This is a genomic window from Streptomyces sp. NPDC006326, assembly GCF_040612915.1.
Lineage (GTDB): Bacteria > Actinomycetota > Actinomycetes > Streptomycetales > Streptomycetaceae > Streptomyces.
In genome coordinates this window covers 1-14,469 of the sequence record NZ_JBEXRC010000083.1, presented here as the reverse complement: position 1 = coordinate 14,469, position 14,469 = coordinate 1, and the positions used below count along the sequence as shown (strand labels likewise).

Annotated in this window: 14 protein-coding genes; 9 read left to right on the top strand and 5 right to left on the bottom strand. The window is 70.8% G+C overall.

Annotated elements, in window-relative coordinates; translation table 11 throughout:
• Positions 1-937 precede the first annotated feature (937 nt).
• Complete coding sequence (locus ABZ128_RS34445) at positions 938-3,418, top strand: FHA domain-containing protein (RefSeq protein WP_356853710.1); 2,481 nt, start codon at positions 938-940, stop codon at positions 3,416-3,418.
• Positions 3,419-3,522: 104 nt separating this feature from the next.
• Here the strand turns inward: ABZ128_RS34445 and ABZ128_RS34440 are convergent, their stop codons facing one another.
• Entirely contained in the window at positions 3,523-4,251 is a 729-nt protein-coding gene (locus ABZ128_RS34440) for a transglycosylase SLT domain-containing protein (RefSeq protein ID WP_356853707.1), read from the bottom strand.
• Between the two features lie 473 nt (positions 4,252-4,724).
• Between ABZ128_RS34440 and ABZ128_RS34435 the strand changes: the two genes are divergently transcribed.
• From ABZ128_RS34435 to ABZ128_RS34425, 3 genes are all read left to right on the top strand, one after another.
• A complete protein-coding gene (locus tag ABZ128_RS34435; RefSeq protein ID WP_356853706.1) occupies positions 4,725-5,870 on the top strand; it encodes a GAF domain-containing sensor histidine kinase in 1,146 nt (381 codons plus the stop codon).
• Complete coding sequence (locus tag ABZ128_RS34430; protein WP_356853704.1) at positions 5,863-6,510, top strand: response regulator transcription factor; 648 nt, start codon at positions 5,863-5,865, stop codon at positions 6,508-6,510. Before ABZ128_RS34435 ends, ABZ128_RS34430 begins: the two co-directional genes overlap by 8 nt.
• A gap of 150 nt (positions 6,511-6,660) precedes the next feature.
• Positions 6,661-6,906: a chaplin gene (locus ABZ128_RS34425; RefSeq protein ID WP_356853702.1), complete on the top strand. Its 246-nt coding sequence runs from the start codon at positions 6,661-6,663 to the stop codon at positions 6,904-6,906.
• Positions 6,907-7,078: 172 nt separating this feature from the next.
• Here the strand turns inward: ABZ128_RS34425 and ABZ128_RS34420 are convergent, their stop codons facing one another.
• Positions 7,079-7,861 carry a hypothetical protein gene (locus ABZ128_RS34420; protein ID WP_356853700.1) on the bottom strand — a complete coding sequence of 261 codons (783 nt, stop codon included), beginning with the start codon at positions 7,859-7,861 and terminating at the stop codon, positions 7,079-7,081.
• Between the two features lie 145 nt (positions 7,862-8,006).
• Here ABZ128_RS34420 and ABZ128_RS34415 point away from each other — a divergent pair, with 145 nt between their 5' ends.
• The 4 genes from ABZ128_RS34415 to ABZ128_RS34400 all read left to right on the top strand — a co-directional run bounded on the left by ABZ128_RS34415 (position 8,007) and on the right by ABZ128_RS34400 (position 11,290).
• On the top strand, positions 8,007-8,801 hold the full coding sequence (locus ABZ128_RS34415) for an ABC transporter ATP-binding protein (protein ID WP_356853698.1): 795 nt from the start codon (positions 8,007-8,009) through the stop codon (positions 8,799-8,801).
• A 71-nt stretch (positions 8,802-8,872) separates the two neighbouring features.
• Entirely contained in the window at positions 8,873-9,301 is a 429-nt protein-coding gene (locus ABZ128_RS34410; protein WP_356853697.1) for an NfeD family protein, read from the top strand.
• Positions 9,302-9,387: 86 nt separating this feature from the next.
• Complete coding sequence (locus ABZ128_RS34405; RefSeq protein ID WP_356853695.1) at positions 9,388-10,368, top strand: SPFH domain-containing protein; 981 nt, start codon at positions 9,388-9,390, stop codon at positions 10,366-10,368.
• Positions 10,369-10,519: 151 nt separating this feature from the next.
• Complete coding sequence (locus ABZ128_RS34400; protein ID WP_356853709.1) at positions 10,520-11,290, top strand: sulfite exporter TauE/SafE family protein; 771 nt, start codon at positions 10,520-10,522, stop codon at positions 11,288-11,290.
• 38 nt (positions 11,291-11,328) lie between these two features.
• On the opposite strand, the gene ABZ128_RS34395 is transcribed toward ABZ128_RS34400, so the two are convergent.
• From ABZ128_RS34395 to ABZ128_RS34385, 3 genes are all read right to left on the bottom strand, one after another.
• Positions 11,329-11,832: an HNH endonuclease gene (locus tag ABZ128_RS34395; RefSeq protein WP_356853693.1), complete on the bottom strand. Its 504-nt coding sequence runs from the start codon at positions 11,830-11,832 to the stop codon at positions 11,329-11,331.
• A gap of 172 nt (positions 11,833-12,004) precedes the next feature.
• On the bottom strand, positions 12,005-12,538 hold the full coding sequence (locus tag ABZ128_RS34390) for a YbhB/YbcL family Raf kinase inhibitor-like protein (protein WP_356853692.1): 534 nt from the start codon (positions 12,536-12,538) through the stop codon (positions 12,005-12,007).
• 50 nt (positions 12,539-12,588) lie between these two features.
• A complete protein-coding gene (locus ABZ128_RS34385) occupies positions 12,589-13,371 on the bottom strand; it encodes a sporulation protein (RefSeq protein WP_356853691.1) in 783 nt (260 codons plus the stop codon).
• Positions 13,372-13,467: 96 nt separating this feature from the next.
• On the opposite strand from ABZ128_RS34385, the gene ABZ128_RS34380 reads away from it, so the two are divergent.
• Positions 13,468-14,109 carry a DNA-3-methyladenine glycosylase gene (locus ABZ128_RS34380; protein ID WP_356853689.1) on the top strand — a complete coding sequence of 214 codons (642 nt, stop codon included), beginning with the start codon at positions 13,468-13,470 and terminating at the stop codon, positions 14,107-14,109.
• The last annotated feature ends 360 nt before the right edge of the window (positions 14,110-14,469 follow it).

Below are 14,469 nucleotides of genomic sequence, written 5' to 3'. Positions count from 1 at the left end.
CCCTTGACGGCCCGGCCCGACACGGGCGCTCTCTTCGTTCGCGTCGCTTCGCGATGGCCTGCGGCCACCCTTGACTGCCCGGCCCGCCCCGGAAAGACAAAGACTGCCGGGAAACCCCCGGGGAACGGCCGGGGGGTCATGTTCAGGGGCGGCCTCGTCAGAGAAGCCCGGGCGGGTTCCCGTCGCCGTGTCCCCCGTCCGGGGACGACCGTCCCGCCTGCCCGAGGTCCCGGCCGGGTCAAGCCGCAGACGACGCCAATCAGATGGTCATCGGCGGCTGGCGGGGGCCACCGTCGCCCCAGATCGCTACGCGCTCCTCCCGGCATGGCGTCCGGCGGCCGTCTGGGGCTGGTGGCGCCAGTGATTGCTACACAGCTCGTCTTGGTTTGGCGTCCGGCGGCCGTCTGGGCTGTCGGGCCCCAGATCGCTGCACAATCGCTCTCCGCTCAGCGTCCGGCCCGTGCCGGCGGCCTTCGGCGGTGGTCCGGAGGACGTGCCCCGGCCCCGGTTGCCTGGCGGCGCCTGGTCGGTTCGGGGGCGGGGGCGGCCCGCCGCGCCTCTTCTGCCCGTGCTGCCGTGCGGCGCCGGCGGCTCCGCGCCGACCGGCGGGCGGGGCGCCGGTTGCCTTCCGGGGACGGGGCGGTCCGCGGCTCGGCGGACCCGGCGCACAGGTGCCGAAGCCACCGGCCGGAGAGTCCGCCCCGCGGGGGCGGGGCGGCGAGAAGTCCCGTATCGCACTCTCCGGGTGGCTTTCGACACCGTCAACAGGCGGGAACGGGCGCCGCTGCCGGGCCCCGATTCCACATGTGGCCCCGGGCCTGAAATAGTTCCCCCGGATGTTCGCCATCCCTAGACTCCCTGACGTCGGACTCCCTGACGGCCAGGGAGATTCTCGGGGGACTTAAGTGGGGCTGGAGTGCCGGAACTCGTACTGGAATTGAACGGAAGGACCTGGACGCTCGATCCGTCCAGGTCGTACTCGCTGGGGCGTGACCCCCAGGGAGACGTGGTGATCGACGATGCCCGGGTGTCGTGGCGGCATGCCACCATCGCCTGGAACGGCAGGGGTTGGGGCCTCGAAGACCACGGCAGCACCAACGGCACGTACGTGCACGGCGCGAGGGTCCAGCAGACCGAGCTCGTGCCCGGTACGCCGGTCCACCTCGGCAACGCCACCGACGGCCCGCGGCTGAATCTGAGCGCCGCCGCCGCGCCGCAGCAGGCCGTACCGCAGCAGGCTCCCGCCTACCAGGCACCGGTCGCCGCCCAGGCACCCGCCTACCAGGCGCCCGCCCAGGCGGCCTACCAGGCTCCGGCCCAGCCGCAGCAGTATCAGCAGCAGCAGCCGCAGCACTTCCCGCACCAGCAGGGCGCCGCCGCCCCGCAGGGCGCGGCCGCTCCCGGCTACGGCGGCGACCGCAGCCCGACGACGTTCCACCAGATCGCCGTCGGCCGCGTCATGCGCATCGGCCGTGCCCTGGAGAACGAGCTCGTCGTCTCGGACCTCCAGGTCTCCCGCCACCACGCGGAGTTCCGCTCCACCGGCGGCCGCTTCGAGATCCACGACCTGGGCAGCCACAACGGCACCTACGTCAACGGCCAGCCGCTGCCCAAGTCCGGCACCGCGCTGCTCGGCCCGAACGACATCGTCGGCGTCGGCCACTCGACGTTCCGGATCGTCGGCGACCGCCTTGAGGAGTTCGTCGACACCGGTGACGTCTCCTTCTCGGCCCGCCACCTCACCGTCACGGTCGACGGCGGCAAGCAGATCCTCAAGGACGTCACCTTCGGCGTCCCGGAGAAGTCGCTCATCGGCGTCATCGGCCCCTCCGGCTCCGGCAAGTCGACCCTGCTCAAGGCCCTGACCGGCTACCGCCCCGCCAACCAGGGCGACGTGCTCTACGACAACCGCAACCTGTACAAGCAGTTCGCGGAGCTCCGCCAGCGCATCGGCCTGGTCCCGCAGGACGACATCCTGCACAAGGAGCTGAAGGTCAGCACGGCCCTCAAGTACGCGGCCAAGCTCCGCTTCCCCGGTGACACCGCGGAGTCCGAGCGCTCCGCGCGCATCGACGAGGTGCTGCGCGAGCTCAAGCTCGACATCCACAAGGACAAGAAGATCACCTCGCTCTCGGGCGGTCAGCGCAAGCGCGTGTCGGTGGCCCTGGAGCTGCTCACCAAGCCCTCGCTGATCTTCCTGGACGAGCCGACGTCCGGCCTCGACCCGGGCATGGACCGCGACGTCATGCAGCTGCTGCGCGGCCTCGCGGACGACGGCCGCACGGTCCTGGTCGTCACCCACTCCGTCGCGGAGCTCGGCCTGTGCGACAAGCTGCTGGTCATGGCCCCGGGCGGTTCGGTCGCGTACTTCGGCCCGCCGGACGAGGCGCTGAACTTCTTCGGCTACAGCACCTGGGCGGACGTCTTCTCGGCGTTCGAGAACTACCGCGACTACGACTGGGCCGGCCGCTGGAAGGGCTCGCAGCACTACCAGCTGTACGCCGCCGACCTGGACGCCGTCGCCCCGCAGTCCGTCGCCATGCCGCCGCAGCAGATGATCCCGCCGAAGCCGCAGGCCTGGGGTGCGCAGCTGTGGACGCTGATCCGCCGCTACGTCTCCGTCATCGCCTCGGACAAGGGCTTCATGGCCCTGATGCTGATCCTGCCCGCGGTCCTCGGCATCGTCTCCACGGTCATCCCGGCGAAGTTCGGCCTCGCGCCGCCGACCCCGCCGAGCCGTTTCAACGGCGACGCCGGCACGATCATGCTGATCCTCGCGGTCGGCATGTGCTTCTCGGGCGCCGCCAACTCGGTCCGTGAACTGATCAAGGAACGGGTCATCTACGAGCGGGAACGCGCGACGGGCCTGTCCCGGACGGCGTACCTCATGTCGAAGGTGATCGTCCTCGGCGTGATCACGGCCGTCCAGGGCGTGATCATCTGCGCCATCGGCTTCGGCCCGCGCAAGCTCCCCGCCGAGGGCCTGTTCATGTCCCCGGCCGCCGAGATCTGCATCTCGGTGATCGCGCTGGGCTTCACCTCGATGATGTTCGGCCTGGTCATCTCCTCGCTGGTGAAGACCGCCGAGAAGACCATGCCGCTGCTGGTCATGTTCGCGATCGTCCAGGTCGTCTTCACGGGAATCCTGTTCCAGATCTACGACAAGCCCGGCCTGGAGCAGTTCGCCTGGCTGATGCCCTCCCGCTGGGCCATCGCCGCGGCCGGCACCACCTTGAACCTCGGCAAGCTGATGGCGCCGTGGGACGTCGAGCACCCGGATAACACCGACCCGCTGTGGGACGCCACGGCCGGCCAGTGGACGCTGGACGTCGTCGTCCTGCTCGCCCTCGGCATCGCCTGCGGCTTCGCGGTGCAGCGCCTGCTGCGCCGCCACGAGCCCGAGGTCATGCGCAACTAGCCGGGGCCGCGCGGACGCGCACCCGTACGCACCAACGCCTCAGGGCGGCACCCGGAACCGGGTGCCGCCCTGAGGCGCATGGGGGGTTGCTCCCGCAGTCGCCCTTAGTAGGCGCTGTTGACGTTGTCCATCGAGCCGTAGCGGTCGGCCGCGTAGTTGCAGGCGGCGACGATGTTGGCGACCGGGTCGTACTGGTCGAACTTGGTGCCCTTGACGTGGTACGCCTTGAAGGTCGGGTAGATGACCTGGAGCAGACCCTTGCTGGGGATGCCGTTCTGGGCGTTGATGTCCCAGTTGTTGATCGCCATCGGGTTACCGCTGGACTCACGCATGATGTTGCGGTGGATGCCGGCGTAGGTACCCGGAATGCCCTCGCGCTTCATGATGAAGAGGGCTTCCTTGATCCAGCCGTCCAGGTTGTTGGCGAAGACCGGGGTGCGGGCGGCGGAGCGGCTGGCGGCGGCCTTCTGCGCACGGGCCTTCTTCGCGGCGGCCTCGGCCTTGGCCTTGGCGGCGGCGGCGTCGGCCTTGGCCTTCGCCTTGGCGGCGGCCTGGGCCTTCACCGCGGCCTCGACCTTCGCCGCGTCCGTGGCCAGCTTGTCCGCGACGATCGTCTGCGCAGCGAGGTGCTGCTGCACGGTCTTCGCCTGCACCGTGTCGACGGCCTGCGTCCACGCCACGGGGGCGGCGGTGACGGCCGTGTCGGCGTCGGCCGTGCCGGCCGGAACGACGGTGGCGGCCAGGGCGGCGGCGCCCAGGGTGGCGACGGCGGCGAAGGAGAGCTTGTGCGCCTTCGTCAGGCGACGATAACCGGGGGTGCTGGTCTCGGACATGCGTGAGCAACCTCTTCGAATAGCGGGAGCCGCAGGAAAGCGCCGCCTGGATCGGAATCCGCGGCGCTGTGCGACGGGAGCAATTCTTAGCGGCGGCAAAATCCTGTGGCAAAGGTGTGACGTACGATGCTGCTTAGTGGATCAGGGACCCCCGCCGAGCCCGGAATCTCGGCCCGGGCGCCAGGTGGCACAACGCTGACAGCGTCTTTACGCCTGTACTAGGCGCCTTCGTAAGTGACGTGGGTCCTATGCGCGGGCTCACATCGGCCGTGTAACGGTTTCACCATGCGTTGCGCCAGCAATGCATTCCGTGACCGATTTCTCCGTCTTGAGGACCACCGCCCACCGGCCGCCCTCCTCCTCAAGGCGGAAAGGCCCCCGCCCCGCCCCCTGCGCAAGGACTAGGCCGCACGGCCCCCGCCCTCCGACGACAGCCCGATCCCGCAGGTCAGGCCCGCGAGTACGGTGAGCCCATGACCGGTAGCCCCACGCACCGCGGACCCCGCAGCGGCCTCGCCGCGGTGAGCACCGCGCTGCTCGCCATGAGCCGCCGCCTGGAGGTCCGCGACGTCCTGCGCACCATCGTCGTCTCGGCCCGGGAGCTGCTCGACGCCGAGTACGCGGCCCTGGGCGTCCCGGACGACCACGGCGGCTTCGCCCAGTTCGTCGTGGACGGCATCAGCGAGGAGCAGTGGCGCAGGATCGGTCCGCTGCCCCGCCAGCACGGCATCCTCGCCGCGATGCTCCACCAGGACGGCCCCGAGCGGCTCGCCGACGTACGCAAGGACCCCCGCTTCGAGGGCTGGCCCGCCGCCCATCCCGAGATGTCCGACTTCCTCGGCCGGCCCATCCGGGACGGCGAGGAGACCCTCGGCGCCCTCTTCCTCGCGAACAAGCGCAGCCCCGGCGGCTTCACCGAGGAGGACGAGGAGCTCCTCGCCCTCCTCGCCCAGCACGCGGCCATCGCCCTCACCAATGCCCGGCTCTACGAACGCAGCCGGGAGCTCACCATCGCCGAGGAACGCTCCCGCCTCGCCCACGAGCTGCACGACGCCGTCAGCCAGAAGCTCTTCTCCCTCCGCCTGACCGCCCAGGCCGCCGCCGCCCTGGTGGACCGCGACCCGGCCCGCGCCAAGGGCGAGCTCCAGCAGGTCGCCGCCCTCGCCGCGGAGGCCGCCGACGAACTGCGCGCCGCCGTGACCGAGCTGCGCCCCGCCGCCCTCGACGAGGACGGCCTGGTGGCCACCCTCCGCGACCAGGTCCACGTACTCGACCGCGCCCACACCGCGCGCGTCACCTTCACCTGCGACGGAATACGGGCCCTGCCCGCGACCCAGGAGGAAGCGCTGCTCCGCGTCGCCCAGGAGGCCCTCCACAACGCGCTGCGCCACTCGGGCGGCAGCCGCGTCGAGGTCGCCCTCGCCCGCCGCGGCAGCGGCGCCGTCCTCACCGTCACGGACGACGGAAGCGGCTTCTCCCCTTCCACGGTCCGCAGAGCCGGCCGCCACCTCGGCCTCGTCTCCATGCGGGACCGGGCGAGCGGGGTCGGCGGAAGGCTCACCGTGCACTCGGCGCCCGGAACGGGCACCACGATCGAGATGGAGGTCCCCGGTGGCTGACACGCCGCGCAGGGTCCGCGTGCTGCTCGTCGACGACCACCAGGTCGTCCGGCGCGGCCTGCGCACCTTCCTGGAGGTCCAGGACGACATCGAGGTGGTCGGCGAGGCCGCAGACGGCGAGGAGGGGGTGGCCCGGGCCGAGGAACTGCGCCCCGACGTGATCCTCATGGACATCAAGATGCCGGGCACCGACGGCATCGAGGCCCTGCGCCGGCTGCGCGCCCTGGAGAATCCGGCACGGGTCCTGATCGTCACCAGCTTCACGGAGCAGCGGACGGTGGTCCCGGCGCTGCGGGCCGGCGCGGCGGGATACGTCTACAAGGACATCGACCCTGAGGCCCTGTCCGGGGCGATCCGCTCCGTCCACGCGGGCCACGTGCTGCTCCAGCCGGAGGTGGCGGAGGCCCTGCTCTCCCAGGACGAACAGCCCGCCACCCACCGCGGGGGCTCCCTGACCGACCGCGAGCGGGAGGTGCTCGCCCTCATAGCGGACGGCCGCTCCAACCGGGAGATCGCCCGCGCACTCGTCCTGTCCGAGAAGACCGTCAAGACGCACGTCTCGAACATCCTGATGAAACTGGACCTCGCGGACCGTACGCAGGCGGCGTTGTGGGCGGTCAGGCACGGGATCAGCGACTGAGCAGGGCCGAGACGGCCCCTGCGGCTCGGGTCCGGGATTCATACGCTCGGGTGTACGTGGCCCACACGGCGTATCCCGTTCATCGGATGAGCGTTCTTCCTGATGTGTCGCGGCGGCCGGCCGCGGCAGACGTACTGGAGGACGAAGAACGTGAAGAACTTCAAGAAGGCCACTGCCGTCACCATGATCGCGGGCGGTCTCCTTGCCGCGGGTGCCGGTGTCTCCTCGGCCCACGGCGGTGCCGCGGCCGAGGGCGCGGCCCTGAACTCGCCCGGCGTGGCCTCCGGCAACCTGGTCCAGGCCCCCGTGGCCGTCCCGGTGAACGCGGTCGGCAACACGGTGACGGTGATCGGCCTGCTGAACGGCGTGTTCGGCAACACCGGCGTCAACGCCTGAGCCCACCCCGACGCCCTCCGCGCACGGCCGGAGGCCCCTGCGGGCCGCCCCGGCTGCGGACGGCCCGACCGGGCCCAGCCCGGTGACACCGCGGCCCCGCCTCCCCCCTCTCCCCGGGAAGCGGGGCCGCGGCGCACTCCGCCCCGGCCCCCGGCCCGGCAGCGCCGACGGATCAGCCTCGCTCGCGCTCCTCCACCGGCGCGTTGTACGCCGCCACCAGCGCCCGCCGTGCCACCCGCTCCACCGGCCGCAGCGCCTCCGCCCGCGCCGCCATCTCCGAGGCGGCCACCGCCCCGCCGTGCCCCTTCTCACAGGCCAGCGACACCATCAGGTCCACACGCTGCGCCAGCGACAGCACCCGCACCGCCCGCGCCGGATACCCCGGCGCCAGCACCTCACCGCTAGCCTGCGCCCGCGCCCGGTACGCCGACAGCGCCGCCTCCGCCACCGGCCCCGAGCCCGCCACGTCCAGCCGGGTCAGCACCACCGTCGCCTCGCGCAGCGCCTCCGCCAGCTCCCGCTCCGCCTCGCCCAGCGAGGGCACGTCCGCCGGCGGCGCCTCCCGTACGGGCAGGCAGTGCCACACCACCTCCACGTGCACGTCACCCGCCGGCCCCGCCTCGTGCACCTCCGGCACCAGCCCGAGCGCCGCACCCACCGCGACCACCGCCTCCTCGGCCTCCAGCGCCCGCGCATTGAACTCCGGCGGACCGCTCAGCCCCAGCGGATGCCCCGGCGCCGGCAGCGCCACCCGCAGCCCCGTCACCCCCAGCGCCCGCATCCGCCCGAGCGCCAGCGTGAGCCCGACCGGACCCGCTTCACCGGGCAGCCCCGCCACCCGGTGCACGGCGTCCTCGCCCACGATCGACATCGCGGCCTCGTCGGGCGAGACCAGTCCGGCCAGCAGCGCGTTCCCCCAGGCGGCCAGCCGCCCTGAACGTGGTTCGAAAAGCATTCCCCCACTTTACGGATCGGCCCCGGAACGGGCCCCGCGGCCAACCTGGCGCCCGGACGCCTCCGCGAGTGGCGTAGGTTTTCCTCTGGGGCTGCGCCCACAGGTGCACTGACGATCCGAGACTGCAAGGGGAGACAACACGCTCATGAGCGATGTTCTGGAGCTGGTGGACGTATCCGTGGTCCGCGAGGGCCGGGCTCTGGTGGACCAGGTCTCCTGGTCGGTCAAGGAGGGGGAGCGCTGGGTGATCCTCGGCCCCAACGGCGCCGGGAAGACCACCCTGCTCAACGTCGCCTCCAGCTACCTCTTCCCCACCAAGGGCAAGGCCACCATCCTCGGCAGCACCCTCGGCAAGGTGGACGTCTTCGAGCTGCGCCCCCGCATCGGCATCGCCGGCATCGCGATGGCCGACAAGCTCCCGAAGCGGCAGACCGTCCTGCAGACCGTCCTCACCGCCGCGTACGGCATGACGGCGACCTGGCAGGAGGAGTACGAGGAGATCGACGAGCAGCGCGCCCGCGCCTTCCTCGACCGCCTCGGCATGACCGACTACCTCGACCGGAAGTTCGGCACCCTCTCCGAGGGCGAGCGCAAGCGCACCCTGATCGCCCGCGCCCTGATGACCGACCCCGAGCTGCTCCTCCTCGACGAGCCCGCCGCCGGCCTCGACCTCGGCGGCCGCGAGGACCTCGTACGCCGCCTCGGACGCCTCGCCCGCGACCCGCTCGCACCCTCCATGGCGATGGTCACCCACCACGTCGAGGAGATCGCCCCCGGCTTCACCCACGTCCTGATGATCCGCCAGGGCAAGGTCGTCACCGCCGGCCCGATCGACCTGGAACTGACCTCTCGCAACCTCTCGCTGTGCTTCGGCCTCCCGCTGGTCGTCGAGCGCAACGGCAACGACCGCTGGACCGCCCAGGGCCTCCCGCTCCGTTAAGGAGTCGCACGCCCCGTACGCACACCGTCGCACCCTGTCCCGACCACGCCCGGCCGACCTACCATGACCATGTGAACATCGACGCATGGGTGTGGTGGCTCATCGGGGCGGTCGGGCTCGGCATCCCCCTCGTCCTGACGGCCATGCCGGAGTTCGGCATGTTCGCCGTCGGCGCGGTCGCGGCCGCCGTCACCGCGGCCTTCGGCGGCGGAGCGGTCGCACAGGTCCTCGTCTTCGTGATCGTCTCGGTCGCGCTCATCGCCGTCGTCCGGTCGATCGCCAACCACCACCGCGACCAACGCCCCGAACACCGCAGCGGCATCGACGCGTTGCGGGGCAGGACCGCGCTCGTCCTCGAACGCGTCGACGGCAGCGGCGGCCGGATCAAACTCGCGGGCGAGATCTGGTCCGCACGCACCCTCGACGCGGACAGCAGCTTCGAACCGGGCCAGCAGGTCGACGTGGTGGAGATCGACGGGGCCACTGCCGTCGTCATGTGAGCCAAGGAGCGGACCCGCGGCCCCGGGGTCTGCGAGACTCCGCTGAACGGGGCAGCACAGACAGCCGGAAGGGCACGGGGAACCGCATGTCATCGATCATCATCGTCCTGATCATTCTGGTGGTTCTGGTCTTCATCGCACTGGTCAAGACGATCCAGGTGATCCCGCAGGCCAGCGCCGCCATCGTCGAACGCTTCGGCCGCTACACGCGCACCCTCAACGCGGGCCTCAACATCGTGGTCCCGTTCATCGACTCCATCCGCAACCGCATCGACCTGCGCGAGCAGGTCGTCCCGTTCCCCCCGCAGCCGGTCATCACCCAGGACAACCTGGTCGTCAACATCGACACCGTCATCTACTACCAGGTGACCGACGCCCGCGCCGCGACGTACGAGGTGGCCAGCTACATCCAGGCCATCGAGCAGCTCACCGTCACCACCCTGCGCAACATCATCGGCGGCATGGACCTGGAGCGGACCCTGACCTCCCGCGAGGAGATCAACGCGGCCCTGCGCGGAGTCCTCGACGAGGCCACCGGCAAGTGGGGCATCCGCGTCAACCGCGTCGAGCTCAAGGCGATCGAGCCGCCGACCTCCATCCAGGACTCGATGGAGAAGCAGATGCGCGCCGACCGCGACAAGCGCGCCGCGATCCTCCAGGCCGAGGGCATCCGGCAGTCGGAGATCCTGCGCGCCGAGGGCGAGAAGCAGTCCTCCATCCTGCGCGCCGAGGGTGAGGCCAAGGCCGCCGCCCTGAAGGCCGAGGGCGAGGCGCAGGCCATCCGTACGGTCTTCGAGTCCATCCACGCCGGCGACGCCGACCAGAAGCTCCTCGCCTACCAGTACCTCCAGATGCTCCCGAAGATCGCCGAAGGCGACGCGAACAAGCTCTGGATCGTGCCCAGTGAGATCGGCGACGCCCTCAAGGGCCTCTCCGGCGCCATGGGCAACTTCGGCCCCATGGGCGGGACTCCGGGCTTCAACCCGCAGAACCCCGGGAAGACGGCGGGAACCTCGGGAGACGGCAGCGGGCAGCCGGAGCGCCGCGAGCAGCCCCCCATCGACTGACCATCGACTGCCCCCGGGGGCAGTCGATGGACCCCCTCCACCGGGACGGCCATCCCCTCGTGCATGATCAGTGAGGCCCCTCGACCTTCATGGCGGGGAGGCGACTCACTCTGCAAAGGGGATGGCCCTGTCCATGTCCACGTTGTTCTCGATGTCCCTCTGGGAGTCACTCGCCGTCTTCGCCGCAGGCATCGGCGCAGGCACCATCAACACCATCGTCGGCTCGGGCACCCTCATCACCTTCCCGGTGCTCCTCGCCACCGGCCTCCCGCCGGTCACCGCGAACGTGTCCAACACCCTCGGCCTCGTCCCCGGCTCCCTCAGCGGAGCCCTCGGCTACCGCAAGGAGCTGCGGGGACAGCGCGGCCGCATCATCCGGCTCGGCAGCGTCTCCCTCGTCGGCGGGCTCGCGGGCGCCGTCCTGCTCCTCACCCTGCCGTCGGACGCCTTCGACACCATCGTGCCCGTCCTCATCGGACTGGCCCTCGTCCTCGTCGTCCTCCAACCGCGCCTCGCCGCCGCCCTGCGCCGCCGCCGGGAAGCCGCCGGAGGGGAGAGCGGACACCCCAACGGCGGGCCCGCCCTGCTCGGCGGCATGCTGCTGTCCAGCGCGTACGGGGGCTACTTCGGCGCCGCGCAGGGCGTGCTCTACCTCGGCCTGATGGGCCTGCTGCTCCGCGAGGACCTGCAACGCGTCAACGCCGTCAAGAACGTCGTCGCCGCCCTGGTCAACGGCGTCGCAGCCGTCCTCTTCCTGTTCGTCGCCGAGTTCGACTGGACGGCCGTCCTCCTGATCGCCGTCGGCTCGACCATCGGCGGCCAGATCGGCGCGAAGGTCGGCCGCCGCCTGCCGCCGACCGCGCTCCGTGCGGTCATCGTCGTGGTCGGACTCCTGGCGATCGTCCAGCTCCTGCTCCGCTGAACGGCGTAGACGAGCTACGCCGCCCAGCGTGGGCGGCCCTACGCCGTACGCTCCAGCCAAGCCGGCAGGGCCTCCCGGTCACCGACCCCGAGGGCCAGCAGCATGGCATCGGCCGGGGAGGGCACGAACGGCTTGCGCAGCAAGGGCATTCCGGCCTCCTCCGGGGTCCGCGCCGCCTTGCGGTGGTTGTCCTCGGCGCAGGAGGCCACGGTGTTCAGCCAGGTGTCCCCGCCGCCCTGCGCCCGGGGCAGCACGTGGTCCACGGTCGTCGCGCGCTTCCCGCAGTACGCGCACCGGTGCTGGTCCCTGACCAGCACCCCCCTCCGCGACCAGGGAGCATGTCTTCGGAACGGCACCCGGACGTACCTGCACAACCTGATCACCCGGGGCAGCGGAAGGTCCATGGTGGCGGCGCGCACGCGCAGTTCGGGGTGGGACTGCTCGACGACGGCCTTGTCCTGGAGCACCAGGACCACCGCCCGGTTCAGCGTCACCGTCGACAGCGGCTCGAAGCTCGCATTCAGCACCAGCGTGTCCCGCATCTCGCCCACCTCCCGTGTGCAGGCCCGCGACCACCCTGGCGGCAGGGCCCGCAACCACTCTGGCCGCGCGCGCCACGCGGGACAACGCAATAAAAATGCCCGGTCCTGGTCGTCTTTAGACCAGGACCGGGCGAACGGCAGGCGAACGATCGGCCCGCAGCCGACCCGGTGATCAGCCGGCGGGAGCCTCGTACTCGCCGATCAGCTGCGCCCGCCCCAACGTGTGGAAACGCAGGTTGAACCCGACGGCGGCCGGCGAGGCATCGGCCCCGACACCCAGCTTCTCCTTGTCCACCGCGTACACGGTGAACACGTACCGGTGCCGCTCACCGGCCGGCGGGGCCGCGCCGCCGAAGTCCTGCGTGCCGTAGTCGTTGCGCACGTGCACGGCCCCGGCGGGCAGCCCCTCGAACTTCCCGCTGCCCGCACCCGCCGGCAGTTCGGTGACGGAGGCCGGCAGGTCGAAGAGCACCCAGTGCCAGAACCCGCTGCCCGTCGGCGCGTCCGGGTCGAAGCAGGTCACCGCGAAGCTCTTCGTCCCCTCCGGGAACCCCTCCCACCGCAGGTGCGGCGACTGGTTCCCGCCCTGCAGGACCTGGGCCTGACCCAGGTCCGCGCCGGGCTCCAGATCGGCGCTCTCCACCGAGAACGCCGCGACCTCCGGGTGGAAATCGTGCGGAAGGGGTGCCCTGTTCTGCTCGGCCACTGCTGAACCTCCTGATCGCGAACCAGTAACGAACCCGTACCGCGCCGAGCCTAGAACCAGTTGCGCTGCGAACCGACGGACGCGATCCACTGGTTCAGGTAAGCCGCCCAGTCGGTCCCCTGGTACGACTGGAGCCCCACCTGGAAGCAGCGGTAGGTGTCGCTGCCCTCGGTGAACAGCCCCGACTTCTTGTCCATCTCCAGGACGACATCCATCTCACGGCCGTCCGAGACGAAGGTCAGCTCGACCTGGTTCAGGCCGCGGTACTGCGAGGGCGGAAGGAACTCGATCTCCTGGTAGAAGGGCAGCGTCTGCCGCGTCCCGCGGATGTGGCCCCGCTCCATGTCCGCACTGCGGAAGCTGAAGCCCAGCTGACGGAACGCGTCCAGGATCGCCTGCTGCGCCGGCACCGGGTGCACGTTGATCGGGTCGAGGTCGCCGGCGTCCACCGCACGCGCGATCTCCAGCTCCGTGCTGACGCCGATGTTCATCCCGTGCAGGTGGTGGCCCTCGAAGTGGGTGATCGGCGTCTCCCACGGGATCTCCAGCGCGAACGGCACCACGTGCAGGGCGCCGGCCTGCACCTGGAAGGCGCCGCCGAGACGCTGCTTGGTGAAGACGATGTCCTGCTTGTACTCCTGGTCGCCGCCCTCCACCTCCACGCGCGCCTGGAGACCGACGGACAGGCCCTCGATCTGCTGCTCGACCGACCCGCCCTGGATCCGGACCTCGCCCTGGACGATCCCGCCGGGCACGACGTTCGGCTCGGTGATGATCGTGTCCACCGAGGCCCCACCGGCACCCAGCGCCGCGAACAGCTTCTTGAACCCCATGCTCTGACTCCCCTAGAAAGGCTTAGCGACTACCCGTATCAACGCGGAACCTTAGGCCCCGGTTGCAGCAGGACGCGTTCCAGTACGCTCGACCGGATGAGCGCGCGACCCGACCGTACGCCCCTGGCCCGATCCTTCTTCGACCGGCCGGTCCTCACCGTGGCCCCGGACCTCCTCGGCCGCATCCTGGTCCGGCGTACGGAAGAGGGGCCCATCGAACTGCGCATCACCGAGGTGGAGGCCTACGAGGGGGAGGCCGACCCGGGCTCCCACGCCTACCGCGGCCGCACCCTGCGCAACGCCTCCATGTTCGGCCCGCCCGGTCATGCGTACGTCTACTTCATCTACGGCATGTGGTTCAGCCTCAACCTGGTGTGCGGACCACCCGACCACGCGAGCGGGGTGCTGGTCCGTGCCGGGGAGATCACCGTGGGCGCCGACCTGGCTCGCAAACGTCGACTTTCAGCCAGAAGCGACCGAGAACTGGCCAAAGGCCCGGCCCGCCTGGCCACTGCCCTGGCGGTGGACCGCTCCCTGGACGGCGCCGACCTCTGTACGGGCTCGGACTCCCCCCTGTCCCTCCTTGCGGGTACCGCCACCAGCCCCGACCTCGTCAGCAACGGCCCCCGCACGGGCGTCGGCGGCGCGGGCGCGGCCCACCCGTACCGCTACTGGATCACGAACGACCCCACGGTGAGCCCCTACCGGGCCCATGCGCCGCGGCGGCGTTTGACTTGACTCGGCCTGGGCAGGCGCCTAACGTAGCCCGAGCCGCTGGAACGGGGCACTGCCGATGAGCAGACCTCCGGAGCGGCCAACCCACTACCTACGACGCACTCCTGACGGGGTCGGTTTCGGCGTGCCCGAATTCGAATCCGGCGGCCCGATTATGAGCCGCACGGGAAAAGCGCTAACGTGGTGGAGCGCCGAAAGGCAAAGGCCCCCAACGGCCACCGAATTCAAATCCAAGCCGGAAACGGCGCGGAAATGATCTGGTAGAGTTGGAAACGCAAGAACGAAGGGAAGCCCGGAGGAAAGCCCGAGAGGGTGAGTACAAAGGAAGCGTCCGTTCCTTGAGAACTCAACAGCGTGCCAAAA

What these genes read in the sequence shown, in the direction of transcription:
- ABZ128_RS34440 (WP_356853707.1), bottom strand. Translation starts at nt 4,251, where the DNA reads ATGTCCGAGACCAGCACCCCCGGTTATCGTCGCCTGACGAAGGCGCAC.
- ABZ128_RS34435 (WP_356853706.1), top strand. Translation starts at nt 4,725, where the DNA reads ATGACCGGTAGCCCCACGCACCGCGGACCCCGCAGCGGCCTCGCCGCG.
- ABZ128_RS34420 (WP_356853700.1), bottom strand. Translation starts at nt 7,861, where the DNA reads ATGCTTTTCGAACCACGTTCAGGGCGGCTGGCCGCCTGGGGGAACGCG.
- ABZ128_RS34415 (WP_356853698.1), top strand. Translation starts at nt 8,007, where the DNA reads ATGAGCGATGTTCTGGAGCTGGTGGACGTATCCGTGGTCCGCGAGGGC.
- ABZ128_RS34405 (WP_356853695.1), top strand. Translation starts at nt 9,388, where the DNA reads ATGTCATCGATCATCATCGTCCTGATCATTCTGGTGGTTCTGGTCTTC.
- ABZ128_RS34400 (WP_356853709.1), top strand. Translation starts at nt 10,520, where the DNA reads ATGTCCCTCTGGGAGTCACTCGCCGTCTTCGCCGCAGGCATCGGCGCA.
- ABZ128_RS34395 (WP_356853693.1), bottom strand. Translation starts at nt 11,832, where the DNA reads ATGCGGGACACGCTGGTGCTGAATGCGAGCTTCGAGCCGCTGTCGACG.
- ABZ128_RS34385 (WP_356853691.1), bottom strand. Translation starts at nt 13,371, where the DNA reads ATGGGGTTCAAGAAGCTGTTCGCGGCGCTGGGTGCCGGTGGGGCCTCG.
- ABZ128_RS34380 (WP_356853689.1), top strand. Translation starts at nt 13,468, where the DNA reads ATGAGCGCGCGACCCGACCGTACGCCCCTGGCCCGATCCTTCTTCGAC.